Source organism: Halobacillus litoralis (assembly GCF_009856415.1).
Lineage (GTDB): Bacteria > Bacillota > Bacilli > Bacillales > Halobacillaceae > Halobacillus > Halobacillus litoralis_C.
In genome coordinates this window covers 432,939-451,904 of sequence record NZ_WMEZ01000002.1, presented here as the reverse complement: position 1 = coordinate 451,904, position 18,966 = coordinate 432,939, and the positions used below count along the sequence as shown (strand labels likewise).

Sequence of the window (18,966 nt, the reverse complement as noted above, 5' to 3'; positions counted from 1 at the left end):
TCGAATGAACTTCAAATGTCTTGGATGAGAATTGTTGTGAACAAAGTTATTAGAAAGAAACGATAAAATTATATAATAATCTAGTGATTCAGTGGTATCAAAAAGAGACGATCATATATTTGGTCTAGTATTATACAACGAACCTCTACAATAAAAGGCCTGGGTAATAGGGTCATAAAAGAAAGAAAAAGTTTACAAATTTGGTGGATTGTTAATAATTGTTATGATAATCTATGAATAATAATCTTAACAACCATAGGGATGGCAACAGAAAGACAGGAGGACTTCAACGAAGATGAAAAAGCAGGTAAGTGTAAGGGTTAGTGAGTCATTAAATGATGAAATTGAGCAGAAAGCAAAAGAGTTGGGGCTTAGTAAAAGTTCCTTTATTTCCTTTTCTACACAATTTTTTCTGAATCAATTGAACCATATGGCAAGCTCGCCAGCTTCTAAAAGTGTAAATATGTACGAATTGTTAAGAACAAATATGGAAAATACATATAAAGAATAATAAAAAAGCCACCCGCGGGTGGCTTTTTTTTATTTCGGATAAACCTTCCATCTGGACAAGTCGACCTCATCACGGTTTACCTTATTTTTAGGGAAGACAAAAGTCCATGGCTTACTTGTATGGGCTTTTACTGTTAAATCATTCAGTTTAAATCCACCCTTAGCAATGACCTTTCCTGTTGCATCTTCAACGACAAGGGGAATGGATTTTAACTTAATATCCTCTTCATTTCCATTTCTTACGAGAAGAGTCATATGCAAATGGCCCTCGTCACTAAACCTCACTTGTAGTCCTAGGAAGTTGACTTCCCCAGGCTTTGGAGGGGTTATGTTGCTCACATACTCTTCAAGTTTATCAATTTCTTCTGTATCCAATGATTTCTCCCAGGTCTCTTCAAGATCGAGGGAGTGTTTTCTTGTTTGCGTCTCGAAAGCTAACTTCCAACCATTGACCGGAATGTTGGTATCATCATTGATAAAGTCCTTTTGATGAAAGGAGAAGATCCATGGGCGGCTGGATCGACCTGGTAACAATCCGACATCCGTGAGATCAAAATGTTTCCGGGCCATTATTTGTCCTTGTTTATCTAATAGTAAGATTGAAGTAGGTTTGAAATGAATGCCTCTTTGCAAAGAATTCCGTAGAAACGCTTTAACAAGAATGTTTTGATCCTTCTTTTGAATATCAAACCCAGTGACACTCACTTGATTCGGTTTAAGTGGAGGCAGATCACTGTTATAAAAGCGGTAAACATACGTTTCTTCTTCTGGAAGATGCCAGTCTGGGTGGAGAGACAGTTCCGTGTAGACTTCTTTTGTATCCTGAACCTCTTCTTCTTTCCCGGTGAATAAGGAAGCGTCCACCGCCCCCTCATCATACGCTTGCGTTTCTTTCTCTTTCTTTTTCCATTTAAACATTCGATTCCGCCTCCTTTTCCTGTTGTTTCATGAGCTTCGGCTTCATCACTTGCGCAAGCATGAACACCATCTCTTTGTTAATTTCGGCATAATTATGCTGGAAGATGTCATACCCATCTTGCTGGTAGAGGCGCAGCGGATCTTCTTGCTGATATTGTCTGATCCCGACCCCTTCTTTTAATCGTGTCATCATTTCTAAATGGCGGACCCAAAGCTTGTCCAGGATATCAATGGAGAACTGCCGCAAATTCAGTTGAAGCGACTCATCCTCAGACCATGGTTGGAGTTGGGCGCAATACTCATCAGCATAGGAAAGAACATCTGCTTTTAATTGCTCGATATCTTCATAATGCTTTTCTGATAACGCTGGAGCGGCACCAGGTGCACTTCGCTGGATTTCATTTTCGAGTCTTTCCAGCGGCCAATTTTCTGGAACGACGGTTTCCGGGCATAGTTTATCTATTAGATGTAAGAAGTGCGTGCGAACTTGTTTGGATATTAATGTGAGAATATCTTCTTCAATCAGAAGCTTCTCTCTGAATTCATAAATGACCTTCCGTTGGTCATTGACGACATCATCCATTTTCAGTGTGAACTCGCGCACGTTATAGTTACTGCCTTCACTGATCAGTTGAGCGGTGTCGACGAATTTGTGAATGTCCTTATTCGTAACCCGACCCTGATCATCCGTTTTGAGGGACTTCATTTTTCTTTCCTTCTCATCTCTCGCAAAACGAACAATCAAATCGTCCTCTAGTGAGATGATGAATTGAGAAGAACCCGGGTCCCCTTGGCGACCGGATCTTCCTTTTAATTGATTATCAATTCTTCTTGCTTCGTGACGCTCGGTTCCGATGACGTGAAGACCGCCTAACTCCGCAACTCCTTCTCCAAGAACGATGTCGGTACCACGGCCAGCCATATTGGTGGCGATGGTGATCTGTCCTTTTTGTCCGGCTAAGGAAATGAGGCGTACTTCCTGTTCTACACTTTTCGCGTTCAATAGTTCGTAGGGAAGATCGGCCTTATCCAAATAGGTAGCCACTTCATCCGATTGCAAAATGGAAGTCGTCCCAATCAGAATCGGCTGACCGGTACGGTGGACGTCTTGAACTTCACGCACCAATTCTTCGTACTTCTGTTCTTTTGTAAGGAACACTTTATCGGAACGATCTTCTCTTGCGACTGGTTTGTTGGTAGGAATCTGGATAACATCCATGCCGTAAACCGTTTGGAATTCTTTTTCTTCCGTCTTGGCTGTCCCTGTCATTCCTGCTAAAGAAGGATACATACGGAAATAGTTTTGAACGGTGATGGAAGCTTGTGCTTTGTTTTCTTCCGTAATTTCAAGACCTTCTTTTGCTTCGATCGCCTGGTGGAGACCATCAGACATCGTACGTCCTTCCATCATTCTTCCTGTAAACATATCAATCAGTTTGACTTCCTGGTCGTGCACGATATAGTCCACATCTCTCTCAAAAAGGACATGGGCTCTTAGGGCTTGAATCATATAATGATAGAGCGTTTGATGCTCGAGGTCATAGAGGTTATCAATTGCGAAGGCACGCTCAATTTTGTTCATGCCATCGTCCAGCAGATTGACCGCTTTCGTTTCAGGATCAAAGTGATAGTCGGCATCTGCTTTGAAGGAACGGGCGAGCATAGCACCCACTTTATGTAGATTCGCACTTGGTTTCATTTTCCCAGCAATGATCAATGGCGTTTTTGCTTCATCGATCAAGACGCTGTCGATCTCATCAACGATGGCATAGTGGTATGGACGTTGGACTTTTTGATGGACGGCTGTCACCATGTGATCCCTTAAGAAGTCAAAACCAAACTCTGTTCCAATCCCATACGTGAGGTCAGCCATATAGGCTTTCTTTTTATCCGCCGATGAGATTCCAGGAACATTCAAACCAACGGAAAGACCTAAGAACTCATATAAGGGACCCATGATTTCTGCATCTCTACGGGCGAGGTATTCGTTGACCGTAATGACGTGGACGCCTTTGCCTTCTAAGGCTCTAAGGTAGGTGGGAAGAGTAGCGACCAGCGTCTTTCCTTCACCTGTCGCCATTTCGGAAATATCCCCATCTGTCAGCACAAGGCCTCCAATCAACTGGACATCAAAGTGACGCATGCCAAGGATCCGTTTTGCGGCTTCACGTACGACCGCAAATGCATCATTACGAATATCGTAAATCGATCGTCCATCCTCGAGTTCTTTTTTAAATTCATCTGTCTTAGCTCGTAGTTCATCATCACTAAGGTTCTTATACGTTTCCTCAAGTTCGTTAATCTTCTCTATGTATTTATTATACTTTTTCAGCTGCCGGTCACTTTTGTTCGGCAGTATACGCTTCACTGAATCTATCATTAGTCCTAGACGCTCCTTGGTGTAGTAGTCATTATCTTTCATTTTAGCATGTTCCTGCTAGTCATTTCTACACATCGAAGGGAGTGTTTGGAAAATTTGTAGAAAGGAGTGGGTAATTGTTTGATTAGTAAGAATAATACGAATATAATGGAGAGGCATGAAGAAAGGGGGAGTATTGTAGCACGATTCTGGAAATTATTGAAGGAGGAGAAAATTTGAATTTGAAAAAAACGTTGATTTTGTTCTTTGTATTCCTTCTAGCATTCTCTCATTCTGTCTTCGCTGCGACTGGACTTCCAAACAAAAACTTGGAAGGTTCAACCAATTCCGCAGATAAAAAGACAGAACGAGTATTTTCACTGGAAGATGACCGTGAGAATTATGGACCAAATGATGAAGTGAGAATCATTGTTGAATTAGAGGACGAGCCTACCATTTATTCGGCTCAGAGTTTAGGGAAGAGCTACAGCGAATTATCAGAAGCGAATAAGATCAAATTGCGGGAGGAAGCTTTAGATGCGCAGGCGAAAGTGAAAGCTGCCATTAAGAAGGAATCCGTCCCGATGGATTACAAACAAAGCTTTACAACTGTAGTGAATGGCTTTAGTGGTACTGTGAATTTCAAAGCTGTAGAAGTGATTGAATCTCTACCAAATGTCGGCAAAGTACATATCACAAACGAATACCAGCGCCCGACAGAACAGCCGGAGATGCTTTATAGTAAAGAGCTTGTCAATGCACAAAAAACATGGCAGGAGTATGGCTATAAAGGGGAAGGAATGACAGTAGGTGTCATCGATACAGGAATCGATCCGGAACACAAGGACATGGTCCTAAGTGAGGAAACCGCCCCTGAAATCAGTAAGGGTGATGTCGATACACTAAGACAGTCCGGTGAATTGAAAGGTAAATATTTCACGGAAAAAGTCCCTTATGGTTACAACTATGCGGATGAAAACAACACCGTGTTAGACCTTGGCCCAGATGCGAGTATGCACGGCATGCACGTATCCGGTACAGTAGGCGCCAATGGCGATGAAGACAATGGAGGAATTAAAGGGGTTGCTCCGGAAGCTCAAATCCTCGGATTGAAAGTTTTCGGTAATGATCCTGAAATGCCTTCGACTTATGGAGACATTTACATTAAAGCGATTGATGATGCGATCCTTCTTGGAGCGGATGTCATCAACATGAGCCTTGGTTCGACAGCAAGTTTCGTCGATGCTGAAGACCCTGAGCAGAAAGCGATTGCAAGAGCTGTTGAGAATGGTGTGATGATGGCTATCTCTGCAGGAAACTCTGCACGACTGGGAGATGGCTTCGCTAATCCGCTTGCTTCCAACCCTGATATTGGAGTAGTGGGGGCACCAGGTCTTTCCACAGAGTCCCTGCAGGTGGCATCTTTTGAAAACGAATATTTGATGCTAGACGGATTCAATACACGAGTGGATGGGGAAGAAGGAATTCCTGTACCATTCCTTTCTGCGAGTGATGTACACCCTGATACGCTAGAAGAGGGTTACCATGAGCTCGTTTATGCAGGACTTGGCCGTACACCAGGTGATTCAGAGGTGAACCCGGAAGCGAACGACTTTGAAGGCGTTGATGTTGAAGGGAAAATCGCTCTTATTCAGCGTGGGGAGTCCACATTCGTAAGTAAAACGCTGAACGCCCAAGAACGCGGGGCAAAAGGGGTTATTATCTTCAATAATGTTTCTGGCTATATCAGTATGGCATCAAGTGGAGAAATTAATATCCCTCAGTTGTCCATTCTGAAAGATCTTGGTGAGAGTTTGAGAAATCAATTACAGGAAGGCAGCACCGTTGAAGTTTCCTTTGAAGGGGAAGAAGTAAAATCAATCAACCCTGAATTCGGAAATCTTTCTTCCTTCACTTCATGGGGAGTGACACCAAACCTTGATTTCAAACCTGAAATTACAGCACCTGGTGGGAACATCCTATCCACTTTGCAAGATGATGAATATGGTTTGATGAGTGGGACATCCATGGCTGCTCCACACGTAGCTGGAGGTTCAGCATTAGTGATGCAGCGCCTTGAAGATGAATTCGATCTTGCTGGTGAAGATCGTGTGGAAATGGCGAAAAACCTTCTTATGAACACGTCTGTACCGCAAGTAGATACAGGTTTGTATAATGACTACTACCAGTCAGGACTTGCATTCTCTCCACGTCGACAAGGAGCAGGTTTGATGGATCTGCATGCGGCTATGCAGACGCCTGCCATCGTTACGGAGAAAGAAACAGGTCTAGGTAAAGTCGCTTTGAAAGAAATGGATGGCAAAGAATCCTTCACATTGACCGTTGACAACTTCAGTGATGAAAACACGGTGTATCATGTGTCAGGTACCGTTCAAACAGACCTTGTATCAGATGGTGAAAACCTTGTAGAAACACAAGGAATCTACAAGGAAGGCACAATCAGTGAAGAATCACCGTACGCAGGGGAATTTCCGATTGAAATCACTTCAAATGCTGGAAGTGAAGTAGATGGGGAATATCAAGTACTTGTACCAGCCAACTCTTCCGTTGAGATTGACGTAACTGTTGATTTAACAGATGGGATTGACTGGTTCGGAAGCCAGCCATTGGATGAAATCTTTGAAAATGGCTACTTTGTAGAAGGTTTCGTGACACTGGAAGATCCTAATGATGTCAATGCCTCACTTAATGTCCCTTATGTAGGTTTTGACGGGGAATGGGATCAAGCACCAATTGTTGATGATACCATCTATGAAAAAGAAGGAGATTCCTTCTATGGCCAATCTGGTCTCCTTGCTCCATATGGTATGGAACTCCAGTACCTAGGTGTCGACCCACTGTTAAGTGAAGAGGAAGCCCTTGTTGGTTCCAGCAATAACATCGGGTTCTCACCGAATGCAGATGGAATGGCTGATAAAGTCATGCCGATCCTTTCCTTCTTGAGGAATGCGAAAGAAGTAGAGTTCAATATTCTAGATGAAGAGATGAACGAATTGCGTACGATCCGTTCCCTTAAAGAAGTGAGGAAGAATTACTTTGATGGAGGAGCTGCACCTTCCTATACCATTTTCGATCAAGGCGCATGGGACGGTAAAGTAGATGGAGAATTCGTCGAAGACGGTCTTTACTACTATGAAGTGAAATCTGTGGTTGACTATCCAGATGCTGATTGGCAGTCTAAAGTGATTCCAGTCCGTGTCGATACGAAGACACCCGATTTAGATGTGTCCTATGATTCTGATTCAAAAGAAATCACATGGGATGCGGAAGATCAAGGAGCTGGACTTTCCCACTTTGACGTTATTGTTAACGGGGAAGATGTCACAGAAACACCTTTAGCAGCTAGTACAGCTACTTACACTGTAGAAGCTGAAGAAGTTACAAGCGTGAGAGTCGTCGCTTACGATTATGCGGGTAATACGACAACGGACAGCGCTCTTGAAGGTGAAGACGACACGATTCCTTATGTGAATGCTCTTACGCCTTTAGCTCTAGAGCCTACGGATAGTAGAGAAGTACTTGTCACTGGTTATGTGACGGATGATTCCAAAGTGGAAAAACTTACAATGAACGGTAAAGAAGCGAAACTGACATGGGATTCTGAGAATGAGCGTTATGCGTTCAATGAAACCATCAGCTTCAAATCTGACGGATTCAAAGAAATTGAATTCCATGCCGTTGATGACAGCGGAAACGATATTTCCTTCATCCGTCGTTTCATGATTGACTCCACAAGCCCAGAGTTGGCCATTGAAGGTCCACATTATACGGATCAAGACGAAGCAACGCTTGATGTCTCCATGGCCGACAACTTTGATGAGCTTCGTTTGACTGTCAATGGTGACGAAGCATACTCTAAAGTGTTCAAAGAGCCATTTGAAATGAGAGCGATTGAAGAAACGCTCGAGCATACGGTTGACTTAAAAGATGGCAAGAACTCGTTCACATTTGAACTCGTCGATCTTGCCGGCAATACAACGACGAAGCATATTACGATCTACAAGTCTGGCGGTGCACCTGCTTCCTTTGATGATGTAGCGGACGGCTACTGGGCGAAGGATGCGATTGAAAAGCTGAACGTTGCTGGTATCATTTACGGTTACCCGAATGGCAATTTCGGTGTAAACGATGATATTACGCGTGTGCAAGCGGCACAAATGATCACGCGTGCGCTTGGTTTAGAGACAGACAATGTTGAAGACCCAGGATTCAGCGATGTCGAAGCGGGCGATTACGGGTATGATGCGATTGCTGCCATTGCTGAAGCAGGCATTATGGTCGGTTCACCAGATGGTGAGTTCAATCCGAAAGCCACGCTGAAGCGTTCTGAAATGGCGAAGATTGTTGTCGACGCTTATGACTTGGAAGGAAGTACGGATGATCGATTCAGCGACGTTCCTGTCGCGCATTGGGCTTCCAGCTATATCAACACACTAGCTGCCAATGAAATTACGGTCGGTTATCCTGATGGAACGTTCAAGCCGAACAAAGAAACGACACGTGCAGAATTTGCTCGTTTCATTGCGAAAGCAGAAGACGATCGTTTCTAATCACAATCAATAAGTAAAACCGGATGGGGTTCTACCCATCCGGTTTTTTTGTTTTAAATGCAGGATTCATTATTCATAGTGTAAATGCAGAATTTGATAGAATAGTGAATCTTGATTTCGACAAATTTAAAAATGAGTGGGTCTGCGGGAAATTTTAGGTATTTTTGACTTACTTGGAGGGCTTTCTTCTTAGTAGCAATTAAGTAAAAACACACTATGATAGTGAATAGTTTCCAAGTATAATAGCAATAGAAACGAAAAAACTCGAGAAAGGGAGATTTTTGGAGAATGTTGCAAAATCGTATGAAAATGTTGGTGTTCCTTTTAGCTTTAGTCACTGCAGCTGTTTGGCCATCGAATGTAGCCAAAGCTGATTCGTTATCGGATATACCTGATCGGTCAGAGGAAGAAATCAATTATTTGATGAATCAAGGAGTATTGAGCGGTTACCCCGATGGAACGTTCAAGCCTCATAAGGAAGTAACCAGAGAAGAAGCGGCGACATTAATTGCACGAGCGCTTAAACTCGATGGTACTCAGAGAAATACGGTATTTTCGGATGTTTCACGTTATTCCTACGCTTCTGGATACATACAGTCTTCTTATGAACAAGGAGCCATATCAGGATATCCTGATGGTACATACAAACCAAAAGAAACGATGACACGTGGACAGATGGCTGTTTCGGTCTCTAACGCTTTTTCACTAGGTTCCGGCAGTAATGGAAGCTATGGAGATGTCAGCCCCTATGCGTACTATTATGACGCCGTGAAAAGTGTAACAAGCGCCGGGGTAGCTGCAGGATACCCTGATGGTACATACCGTCCGGAATCAGCAATTACAAGAGAAGAGTTTGCATTATTTGTCGCTCGGGCTTTGAATGAACAATTCAGAGTTTCCACGGACATTGATTCTTACGGGGAACGCGTAGTCACTGCAGATATACTAAATGTTCGATCCGGCCCAAGTACGGGTTATTCTATTGTCGGTAAACTATCTGAGGGGACAACGGTTCAAGTTCACAAAGATTTAGGCGATTGGCTGAAAATCTCGTATGGTAGTTTAAACGGTTATGTGCATGAAGATTATACGACGACAAGTCATTCGTCGAGTTCCCATATCATTGCAATCGATGCAGGTCACGGTGATGGGGACGGCGGTGCCGCAGCTAACGGGTTGGTAGAGAAAGAGGTCAATCTTGATGTAGCGCAGCGTGTTCAGAAGTATTTGGTGGATTCAGGGATTCAAGTCGTGATGACAAGAGATGATGACACTTTTGTTGAATTGGAAGACCGTGTAGATTATGCCGTCCGTCGTAATGCGGACACGTTCGTAAGTATCCATTCGAATTCTTTCTATATGGAAAGTGCGAATGGAATCGAAACTTACTACTCTTCCGCTAGCTTGGATGACCGGGCTAGAAAGAGTAAACAGTTGGCCACTTATATACAAAACCGCCTGGTTCCAGCCCTCGACTTAGCGGATCGCGGTGTGAAGGATGTTCCGTATCATGTGATTAGTGAAACTCCATTACCGTCTGCCTTAGTAGAATTAGGGTTTTTAACGAACGATACCGATGCGTCTAGACTCGGATCGGATTATTGGAGAGAACGTGCAGCGGAAGCCATCGCACAAGGTATACAAGACTATTATAATTGGGTAGATTAATAGCCGCCCCTCTGCAAAAGCAGAGGGGTTTTCTATGTGTAAATTTGTTATGTACAGGGCGGATATTTATAAAGTATAGGAGCTAGTTTAATTAGAAAAAAACAATCTTGGATGCTTTTAATCCTTCCCTACTACTGATGCTTGTATTTATCTCTTGTTCTTCAGCCAGGACGACTTTCACACTCTTGGGGGTGTTTGTTTTTTCTACATCCAACTCAGCTAAATCATTAACATTTAATTTTTTGCCTTCTTCGGTTTCAATGATCGTATTTTCAGTGACCTCTACCTTACACATATAGCCTATATCTGTTTCGTAAGAATCATTTTTATTGACTGCTGAAGAACAATCAATTCGTAGTGTGTTAGAAGTTTCGACAGTATGAAAATAACCTTTAAGGTCCAGCGTTGGTGCATTCAGTGATTAAACAAAGCGTCAACACCATAAATAAATATCTTATGATTTGCACCTCCCAGCCTAAATCCTATATTCCTGCTCTGTTTGTGGGACAAGATATAATAGTCCCAATGAAAATTTAAATTGTTTAAGCTAAACGTATCATATATCAAGGCTCTTGCACCAAAAACCAACAGGCGACTTAAACAGAACCAAATGTTTAGATTCAAAGATTTACTCCGCCGACTATTGACTATAGTGTATTAACAAATTCGTCCTGCATTCTGAAGTGAGAGCTTCCAGAAGAGGGAGAATATCATTCTTGGATCTGGTTATTAAGTAGAAGTGAAAATATTATAAGAGCATGTTTGAATTTTAAAGCGAGCGGGAAATGTTTTAAGAATACCGATTAAATAGTTGATGAATATATAGTCTCTCATATATAAAAAAGACAACAAAAAAGCCCAGAGTCATAAACTCTGAGCTTTCTATACCAATCTATTATTGATAGAGTGCTCTGTACAAGAATACAGCGAACTCACTACGAATGGTTTCTTTACCAGGCTTGAAGGTGTTATCGGAATAACCTGTTGCAATGGAGCTAGCAGATAATGTTTGGATATCTTCATAAGCCCAGTGATCAGAGCTTAGGTCAGCGAAGCTTCCGGATCCGCTTGCATCAAGGTCGAATGCGCGAGTGAATAGAGCGGCAATTTCTGCACGTTCAATCGGCTCGTCCGGTTTGAAAGTACCGTCCTCATATCCGGAGAAGTACCCTTTTGCTGTAACACCGTTGATGTAATCAGATGCCCAGTGAGAACTAGATACATCAGAATACTCGCTATGAGAAGAAGTCGGAAGACCCAGCGCGATACTTAACATGGTAGCAGCTTCCGCACGTGTAACTTTGTTATCTGGCTTGAAGAGGCTTCCTTCATATCCGTTGATGATGCCTGTTTCTCCAAGGTGGCTGATGTGATCAAAAGCCCAGTGGTACTTGTTTACGTCGTGGTATTCTCCTGCTGGAAGTTCTTCGTTAGCAGAATCTGTTGCGGTTTCTCTTTCTTCAATGACACGTTTCGCTCCAGCATAGTTACGGCCCCAGTAACCTGTAAGAGAAGCAACGGTGATGTCGTCTGTCGGGTTTTCCGCTGAAATCATTTTGTTATTTCCTATGTATATCCCTACGTGCCAGATTGGGCTGCCGAAGAAGACAAGGTCACCTGGCTGCAAATTGGAGCGGCTTACATATTCACCTTGCGTGTACTGTTGACGAGAAGTTCGATTAAGGTCAATCCCCGCTTTTGCATAAACATACTGCGTGTATCCTGAGCAATCAAAGCCATGTGGTGATGTTCCTCCATAAACATATGGTGAACCTGAGTAATCAAATGCGATATCTACTACTTGGTCCCGAACGCTTTGTCCTGCAAAAGCATTAGGTGTAAATAGTAGAAAAACCGTGGCAAAAGCGACAATCGACGTTAAGAATTTTCTCATTCTAGTGTACTCCCCTTGTGTTTTTTTGTCTGTCCTTGTAATCCTTTACAAGCGTAACATAACAAGATTCGTCATAGTTTTACAGTTATGTAACAAATAAGTTTCATAGGTTTTACTAGTGGGGAATAGTCTCTAGATACATAACAAAAACGACCAGCAGAAGCTGGTCGTTTTTCCTTGTTTCTGATTAACTTGCTTTCATTTTCGCCTTCGATGGTGCTGATGTCTTAGGTGTATTGAACTTGCCGACAATCAAAGCTCCATATGGTACCTTGTTCAATAGATAGGTCACCAAAATCGGGCCGCCGACGCCCATGATGAATAAAAGTATAATGTGCACACCGAAGTTTGTGTAGAAGGGCATGCTTTGCAAGAAGTCGATCGTGTTGAACTGGAATAGCGGGTGAAGCAGGTAGATTCCATATGAACTGCTGCTGATCCACATGACGATCGTCGGTGTTTTCTTCAACTGTCTCGCGATGAGATAGAGCAGACAGAAGATGAAAAACGTATAAAGGACGACGTCAAATCGCTTCGATGATACGACCGAATAGATGTGGTTGTATCTCATCAGTAACGGTACCATTCCAGTCAGTGCGGCACCTGCAAGCAGATAGTATTTATACTTTTGAATGAAGCTCAGGAATACATCAATGTTTTTCCCTGCATAGTAGGCGACCGTAAAGTAAAAGATCCAGCCAAGGAATGGCAGCTTATAATAAGGTCTTAGCGCAGAGACAAATGCAAAATCATGGAACCAACTGAAATTATAAATGGCCAGGTAGAACATGTTGATGACAAGGGAGATTCCAATCATCAAAAATGGGTTAAAACGATCGAAATATTTCTTCAATAAGAAATGCAGCGCATAGAACTGGAAGATGATTAAGACGAAGTAACCATGCCACAGTCCTAAGAACCCTTTCTCAAAGAACAATTCCATAAAACGTCCCCACGTAAAGCCTGTCCCTACCAATAGAGGGTAGGCGGAATAGATGACGGCCATTACGATATAAGGCACTAAAATATATAAAATTCGCTTCTTCCAAAAAGCTTTTGGAAGTCTGTCTGGATAAGAGTAAGATAATAAGAATTCAGAAATCATAACAAAAACGGGTGTGGCAAACATAATCGTCAGTTTAAACATATACATCAGTTCATCCGTCAATCGGAACAGCTCATAATTATGCTGGGTCATCGTCATGGAATGGATGAGCACGACACATAAGCAAGCAATCGCCCGGATGAAGAAAATCTCGTTGATCATCGTACGTTTCATAGGATGCTCCTTTCTCATAACTCCTATATTTTATAGGGTATAGATGGAAAAGAAAAGGAGAAATTTCACCCATCTTTCGTCGTGCTTCCATGTATTCCGTTCACCCATCCCTACAGCTGTGGTAAAATCATGCTAATGGATTTTTATTGTCAATTTATGAAGGAAATGAAAGAGGTATAGAAATTGAAATCGAAGTTAGGGATCGCAAGTCTATTATTTATCGGAGCGACACTGCTCCTGAAAGTCTCTGGTTTGATCCGGGATATGGTCATTGCCTACTATTTCGGAGATAGTTATGTCGCCGATGCGTATTTGGCTGCCTTCATCATTCCGAACATGCTCATTCTGTTCATGACGAACGGGATGAAAAATGCGCTTGTACCGAGCTATATCGAATCGGTAGAACAAAATAAAGGGAAGAGATACTTAGGGCAGGTGTTCAAAGGCACGCTCGTCCTTGCCTTCATTCTATCTGTCATCGGTATGCTGATCGCTCCGGTGCTCATGCCGCTGCTTTACCCGAACTTTAGTGAAGAAGCGACGCAGATTGCGACATGGGTGACGATCATCTTTTTTGCGTGCATCTCCTTTGTCGGGATGAACAGTGTGCTGGAAGCGTTCTTTGATGCCGAGAGCAAATTCTCATTGTCGATCGTGTCTCAAATCATCGTCATCTTAAGCTCAATCGGGGCGGCCTTTTTGTTCGCCAATCAAATCGGTGCCTACTCACTGGCGCTCGGCTACCTGGCGGGGACAATCTTATCCTTGATCTTCAAGCTGTTCCTCGTTGTCCCGAGAAAAGTGATGGATGTGAAGCAGAAAATCGACTGGCCGGAAGTGAAACAGTTCTACTGGATTTTCTTACCCGTCGGGCTCACCGTTGCCGTCGGACAGGTGAACTTGATGGTCGGAACGATTTTCGCCGGCTACCAGGGCGAAGGGGCCGTGACGTACATCAACTACGCGAAAAACCTTGTTCATATGCCACAGGCGATTTTCGGTGTGACGATCGCAACGATCATCTTCCCGTTGTTATCGAAGGCGGTAACCGCCAACGACAACGATCAGTTCAAGAAAGGTATTGAAAAAGGACTGACGACGATGTATCTCGTGCTGCTCCCTTCGGTCATTGGGATGATGTTGTTGATGCCCAACTTGATCGAGCTTTTCTACGAACGCGGAGCGTTTTCCAATGAAGCGACGACGGCTACGACCCAAGTAGCATACTTTTATTTTGGTTCCGTCGTATTCTTCAGTTTGAATAACGTTATCAACAAAGGGTTCTACACGATGAAAAAAGGCCATCTGATTTTGATGATCAGTATCGGGTCGATTGCGCTCAACGTGTTGTTCAACTTCTTATTCGCAGAATGGCTCGGGTACTTAGGAATTCCACTCGCCGCATCCGTCATGGCTTTGTTCTACACAGGTGCGTGTTTGATCGTTTTCGTAAAACTCGTCGGTGGACTGGACTTCAATTATTTAACGCTCGACTATCTCAAAATCACCTTGGCTGTTGCTGCAATGAGTGGAGCGGTGATCGGTGTCCAACAGCTGATCACCGACTGGCCAAACATCGTTCAAATCATCACAGTCGCCATCACTGGTGGCGTTGTGTTTGCTGCTGTCGCTTTTGTATTAAAAACGCATGCCTTCTTGTTCTTGCTAAGAAATGTCACGAAACGTAAGGGGTAGGGATTATGAGTAGAAAAGAAACCTTAATGAATATCGCAAGACCGGTCAACCGACCTGTCACGCGTAGAATATTGAAAAGACATTACAGTGCCGATTTAGAGGTAACGTCTGTAGAAGGGGAGAAAAAGGTACTTGTCCTCGCGCCTCATATGGATGATGAAACCATCGGCCCCGGCGCGACCCTCCGAAAACATGCCGAACATGGGGCGGAGATCCACTGCCTTTTCATGACCGATGGAGGCGGAAGTGTCAGTGATTTAAGTGAAGAAGAACTGAAACAAAGCCGGAAAGGTGAAATCGATCAAGTGATGGACATTTTGAAGCTATCCGATGTCTCTTATTTGGACCTTCCTGATGGCAGCGTTTCAAGCAGCGAAGAGAATATTCAATTCTTAAAACAGAAGATCGAAGAAGTTTCACCTGATGTGATTTATACGACACCTTATGTGGATGCCCACACCGATCACACAGCAACCGCCCAGCTTCTCGCGGACACGCTGAAACAAATGGACTACCGCGGAATTGTCCGTATGTACGAAATCAATTGCGCGTTTCCACCGGATTTCATCAACTGCCTTGTCGATACCTCGGATCAGTACGGCAAGAAAGTACAGGCGACGGAAGTGTTCGCTTCTCAAGCCATCGCTTTCGACGGCTTCCTTGAACTGAACCAATTGAAAGGGAATCTAGCCAAATCCCCTGTCCAATCAGCCGAAGGGTTCATTGAACTCGACAAGGGTGCGTTCATTAAACACTGTGACACGCTGAAGGAAAAGGAAATCAACTTCCCGAAAACGTTCAAGCAAGTGAACCGGACGGATACGCTGTTGTGGGCGATTTTCAAGAACTATGACCAGAAAAAAGATTTCTATCGTCACTCGATCAAGTAGTGGCCGGGGAGGATTCATCTATGAGTAAACGTGTACTAGTCATCAGTAATATGTATCCCAGCCGGAAGAACCCGACCTACGGCATCTTCGTAAGAAACCAGGTGGAAGCTTTGAAGAAAAAGGGGCTGAACATCGACACGGCCGTCAACAGCGATAACCGTGGCGGAAAGGTCAACCTTTTGAAAAAGTACGGCCTTTGGTTCCTGAAAACGATCAGTAAATTGCCAGCCGGCCGTACCTACGATGTCGTCCATGCCCACTATATCTTTCCAAGCGGGCTGCCAGCACTCTTCTTCAAAAAGCTCTTTGGGACGAAGCTGATTGTTACCTCCCACGGCGGAGACCTCGATCAGATGGCGAAAAAGAACAAGTGGATCCGCAAAATGACAAGATACATTTTGAAAGAAGCGGACCATGTCATTGTCGTGGGTGAAGCACTGAAAGAAGAAGTCATCCAAGGGTTCGGCATTGCTGAGTCGAATGTTTCTGTGATCAACATGGGAGTGAACCGGAACGTCTTCGCTCCGAAGCCGAAAGAGGAGACGAAACAGGAACTCAACCTCTCAGCAGACGTTCGACACATCCTTTTTGTTGGAAACTTGATTGAAGCGAAGGGGTTACGTGAATTATTGGATGCCTTCCAGTCCTTAAATGAAAGAGAAGAGAACCTCCAGCTTCATATCGTCGGAAGCAAGAAGAGTGAAAGTTTCTTACAAGAATTGAAGTCTTCCATTCAACCAAATCAAAAAGACTGTATTCATTTCCATGGACCGAAAGATCAGGCGACTGTCGGGAAGTGGATGGCAGCGGCCGACCTTTTCGTCCTGCCCTCTCATATTGAAGGGTTCGGACTTGTCGCACTTGAAGCGATGTCGGCTCATACTCCTGTAGTCGCTTCTGATGTCGGTGGATTGTCTTATCTACTGAAAGATGGAGCGGGCGAGCTTGTTCAGCCAAAAGATGCCCGAGCGCTTGAAGAAGGAATGGAGAAAGTACTAAATGATTCTTCTTTAAGAAACGCCAGGATTGAAAAAGGGGAACAACTGGCTCAGGAGAATGATGAGGAAGTCATGCTCGAGCGGATTATCAATATTTATAAGAAGTGAAAGTAGAAAAGCCATGAGATCACAATGATCTCATGGCTTTTCCTTTATTCTTCTTCTGAAGTAGACTCTTTCACTTGTTCAAATACAGCGGTTACCTGTTTGTTTCGATTCATTGTGATCGATGTACTCGCAGAACTTCCTGAACCATCGCGTTTCCAGCGGACAAATGTCCAACCTTCAGCGGGAATGGCTTGAATGGAGATGCTTTCCCCTGCGGATACCGTCTGCTTGGAAACGCGAATATATCCTTGTCCATCCGTGGAAGTTGATAGTGTATAGAGTTCCGGTTCTGGTTCAGGTTGAGGTTCCGGTTCTGGATCTGGCTCAGGCGCAGGTTCCGGAGCGATCTCTTGGAACACGGCTTTCACAGAATAATGACTGTTCATTTTAATGGTCACTGTCCGGGACGAATGGTTCACATCTCCCCGCCAACCAACAAACTTATAACCATTCGATGGGGTGGCGGTTAAAGTTACAAGCGTACCATCTTCAAATCTGGAACCGGATTGACTTTGCTTGATTGTTCCTTTCCCTGATTTACCTACGTTCAGTCGGTATTCGGTTGTTTCTTTCTCTTCTTCTATTTCTTCCTCTTCACCTTCACCTTCATCTTCTTGTTCCTCATCTTCCTGGTCTTTTTCAACAAAGACCGCACGCAGCTGTTTATCTTCATCAAAGGTTAGCGTAGTGTTCGTTGTCGATGCTGTCACATCGCCTTCCCAGCCCTCAAATGTCCATCCAGATGCCGGGCGTGCGCGTAACGAGATTGTCTCGCCATGCGGGTAGGTGTTCGTGAGAGAATCACGGAAAACTTCACCTTCTCCTTCGATCGTAAGGTTCAATGTGTGGAGGCTGGTTTCAAAAATTGCGGTGACGTTCAGGTTCCCTTCAATTGTATGTTGAATTGTGCTTTGGTTTCCTTCAAGATCGCCTGCCCATTGGACGAACGTCCAACCAGGTTCTCCGACCGCTTGAAGCTGAATGTCGTCTCCTTGTTCATAACTTTCTTTTTCCGGGGTGATCACGATGCGGCCCTGCCCCTCTACGTTCGTTTGGATATAGGATTCATTTTCTCCTTCAACCATCAACGGGATTTCTTTCGTGAAGTCCTGATAGGAGAGGGTCAATACATCTAAACCCGACTCTTCGGCCGTAAGTGTCGCGGTCTGTTCGCTTGCCTCAAGTTCGAACTTTTCCTCTGATAGTGTCCATTTAGGCTCAAAGGTCATCTCTTCCCCGGCCGCGTCTTTTCCTATGACTTCTAGTGTAGAAGTTTGTCCGATAGAGAAAGCTTCCAATTCATCAAAGCTGACTTCTTCTAAAACCTGATCCTTGACAACCAATTCCATCGTTTCAGTATAATCTTCCCATGAGACAACGACTTCTGTTCGTCCAACTTCTGTTCCTTTAAACATCACAGAAATATCGTCTTCTACAGGAGCTATTTCTCCAATGTCAGCATTCTCAACCGACCATTCCGCATCAAGGGGGTAAAGGTTTCCCTCTTCGGATGACCAAACAAGTCGGTACTCCCGTTCGTAGCCCTCTTGAACGAATCTTCTTTCTGTATCCACTGTAATGTTGGAAAGAAGTTGATCGATTGCCTCTTGAACTGAAGTCTCTTTGCTATACCGCTTTCCTTTTTCCAATGTTCGGTAAGCTTTATCAATGCTGCCTTCTTGAACGTACAAATCAGATAGAAGGGTGTATAAAGAACCAACTTCAGGTGATTCATAAATCCCCTCATTCAGGGTTTCAACAGCTTTCTCGATTTGATCCAAGTGTATGTAGGATTGCGCAAGTTTCAACCGTGCTTCATGGTGGGAAGGGTCCATCTCCAATACTTTCAAGTAGACTTCTACACTCTTCTGGAAATCCTCCTCTTTAAAAGCTTCGTTTGCCCGGTCATACTGCTCTTCAAGCGTATTGGCCTGAACAGCATTCACGGTGAAAATAGTACCGGCTGTCGCAATACCGAGTAAAGCGATAAAAACCAGTAGTCGTTTAATGTTCATCACATCACAGTCCTTTCTAGGAAACTAGTACTCATTTTTCTTATTGTACACCGGTTATAGA

General features: G+C 43.7%; 12 protein-coding genes. 6 read left to right on the top strand and 6 right to left on the bottom strand.

Annotated elements, in window-relative coordinates:
- Positions 1-295: 295 nt before the first annotated feature.
- The gene (locus tag GLV98_RS07750) at positions 296-511 is read left to right on the top strand and encodes a ribbon-helix-helix domain-containing protein (protein WP_160913750.1); all 216 of its coding nucleotides are present in this window, start codon (positions 296-298) and stop codon (positions 509-511) included.
- Between the two features lie 29 nt (positions 512-540).
- Here the strand turns inward: GLV98_RS07750 and GLV98_RS07745 are convergent, their stop codons facing one another.
- Positions 541-1,428 carry an accessory Sec system S-layer assembly protein gene (locus GLV98_RS07745; protein WP_160913747.1) on the bottom strand — a complete coding sequence of 296 codons (888 nt, stop codon included), beginning with the start codon at positions 1,426-1,428 and terminating at the stop codon, positions 541-543.
- Positions 1,421-3,808: an accessory Sec system translocase SecA2 gene (gene secA2 / locus GLV98_RS07740; protein WP_160914503.1), complete on the bottom strand. Its 2,388-nt coding sequence runs from the start codon at positions 3,806-3,808 to the stop codon at positions 1,421-1,423. The genes GLV98_RS07745 and secA2 overlap by 8 nt, the downstream gene beginning before the upstream one ends.
- 215 nt (positions 3,809-4,023) lie before the next feature.
- On the opposite strand from secA2, the gene GLV98_RS07735 reads away from it, so the two are divergent.
- Together GLV98_RS07735 and GLV98_RS07730 are read left to right on the top strand one after the other, a co-directional pair.
- On the top strand, positions 4,024-8,358 hold the full coding sequence (locus GLV98_RS07735) for a S8 family serine peptidase (protein ID WP_160913745.1): 4,335 nt from the start codon (positions 4,024-4,026) through the stop codon (positions 8,356-8,358).
- Between the two features lie 288 nt (positions 8,359-8,646).
- Positions 8,647-10,026 carry an N-acetylmuramoyl-L-alanine amidase gene (locus GLV98_RS07730; RefSeq protein ID WP_160913743.1) on the top strand — a complete coding sequence of 460 codons (1,380 nt, stop codon included), beginning with the start codon at positions 8,647-8,649 and terminating at the stop codon, positions 10,024-10,026.
- A gap of 91 nt (positions 10,027-10,117) precedes the next feature.
- Here the strand turns inward: GLV98_RS07730 and GLV98_RS07725 are convergent, their stop codons facing one another.
- From GLV98_RS07725 to GLV98_RS07715, 3 genes are all read right to left on the bottom strand, one after another.
- Positions 10,118-10,321 (bottom strand): hypothetical protein, encoded by a 204-nt coding sequence (locus tag GLV98_RS07725; protein WP_160913741.1) that lies wholly within the window; start codon positions 10,319-10,321, stop codon positions 10,118-10,120.
- Positions 10,322-10,921: 600 nt separating this feature from the next.
- Complete coding sequence (locus GLV98_RS07720) at positions 10,922-11,920, bottom strand: C40 family peptidase (protein ID WP_160913739.1); 999 nt, start codon at positions 11,918-11,920, stop codon at positions 10,922-10,924.
- Between the two features lie 187 nt (positions 11,921-12,107).
- The gene (locus GLV98_RS07715; protein WP_160913736.1) at positions 12,108-13,199 is read right to left on the bottom strand and encodes an acyltransferase family protein; all 1,092 of its coding nucleotides are present in this window, start codon (positions 13,197-13,199) and stop codon (positions 12,108-12,110) included.
- A gap of 183 nt (positions 13,200-13,382) precedes the next feature.
- Between GLV98_RS07715 and murJ the strand changes: the two genes are divergently transcribed.
- From murJ to GLV98_RS07700, 3 genes are read left to right on the top strand one after another with little or no spacing between them, the layout of a single operon-like run.
- Positions 13,383-14,894: a murein biosynthesis integral membrane protein MurJ gene (gene murJ / locus GLV98_RS07710; protein ID WP_160913734.1), complete on the top strand. Its 1,512-nt coding sequence runs from the start codon at positions 13,383-13,385 to the stop codon at positions 14,892-14,894.
- Between the two features lie 5 nt (positions 14,895-14,899).
- Complete coding sequence (locus GLV98_RS07705; RefSeq protein WP_160913732.1) at positions 14,900-15,784, top strand: PIG-L deacetylase family protein; 885 nt, start codon at positions 14,900-14,902, stop codon at positions 15,782-15,784.
- A gap of 20 nt (positions 15,785-15,804) precedes the next feature.
- Positions 15,805-16,890, top strand: a complete 1,086-nt coding sequence (locus tag GLV98_RS07700) for a glycosyltransferase (RefSeq protein WP_202409962.1) — start codon at positions 15,805-15,807, stop codon at positions 16,888-16,890.
- A gap of 44 nt (positions 16,891-16,934) precedes the next feature.
- On the opposite strand, the gene GLV98_RS07695 is transcribed toward GLV98_RS07700, so the two are convergent.
- Positions 16,935-18,905: an InlB B-repeat-containing protein gene (locus GLV98_RS07695; protein ID WP_160913730.1), complete on the bottom strand. Its 1,971-nt coding sequence runs from the start codon at positions 18,903-18,905 to the stop codon at positions 16,935-16,937.
- Positions 18,906-18,966 lie beyond the last annotated feature (61 nt).

Excerpts from the sequence above, each read along its gene's own strand:
- secA2 (WP_160914503.1), bottom strand. The coding sequence starts at position 3,808 with ATGATAGATTCAGTGAAGCGTATACTGCCGAACAAAAGTGACCGGCAG.
- GLV98_RS07705 (WP_160913732.1), top strand. The coding sequence starts at position 14,900 with ATGAGTAGAAAAGAAACCTTAATGAATATCGCAAGACCGGTCAACCGA.
- GLV98_RS07695 (WP_160913730.1), bottom strand. The coding sequence starts at position 18,905 with ATGAACATTAAACGACTACTGGTTTTTATCGCTTTACTCGGTATTGCG.
- GLV98_RS07700 (WP_202409962.1), top strand. The coding sequence starts at position 15,805 with ATGAGTAAACGTGTACTAGTCATCAGTAATATGTATCCCAGCCGGAAG.
- GLV98_RS07745 (WP_160913747.1), bottom strand. The coding sequence starts at position 1,428 with ATGTTTAAATGGAAAAAGAAAGAGAAAGAAACGCAAGCGTATGATGAG.
- GLV98_RS07715 (WP_160913736.1), bottom strand. The coding sequence starts at position 13,199 with ATGAAACGTACGATGATCAACGAGATTTTCTTCATCCGGGCGATTGCT.
- GLV98_RS07750 (WP_160913750.1), top strand. The coding sequence starts at position 296 with ATGAAAAAGCAGGTAAGTGTAAGGGTTAGTGAGTCATTAAATGATGAA.
- GLV98_RS07720 (WP_160913739.1), bottom strand. The coding sequence starts at position 11,920 with ATGAGAAAATTCTTAACGTCGATTGTCGCTTTTGCCACGGTTTTTCTA.
- GLV98_RS07725 (WP_160913741.1), bottom strand. The coding sequence starts at position 10,321 with ATGTGTAAGGTAGAGGTCACTGAAAATACGATCATTGAAACCGAAGAA.
- GLV98_RS07730 (WP_160913743.1), top strand. The coding sequence starts at position 8,647 with ATGTTGCAAAATCGTATGAAAATGTTGGTGTTCCTTTTAGCTTTAGTC.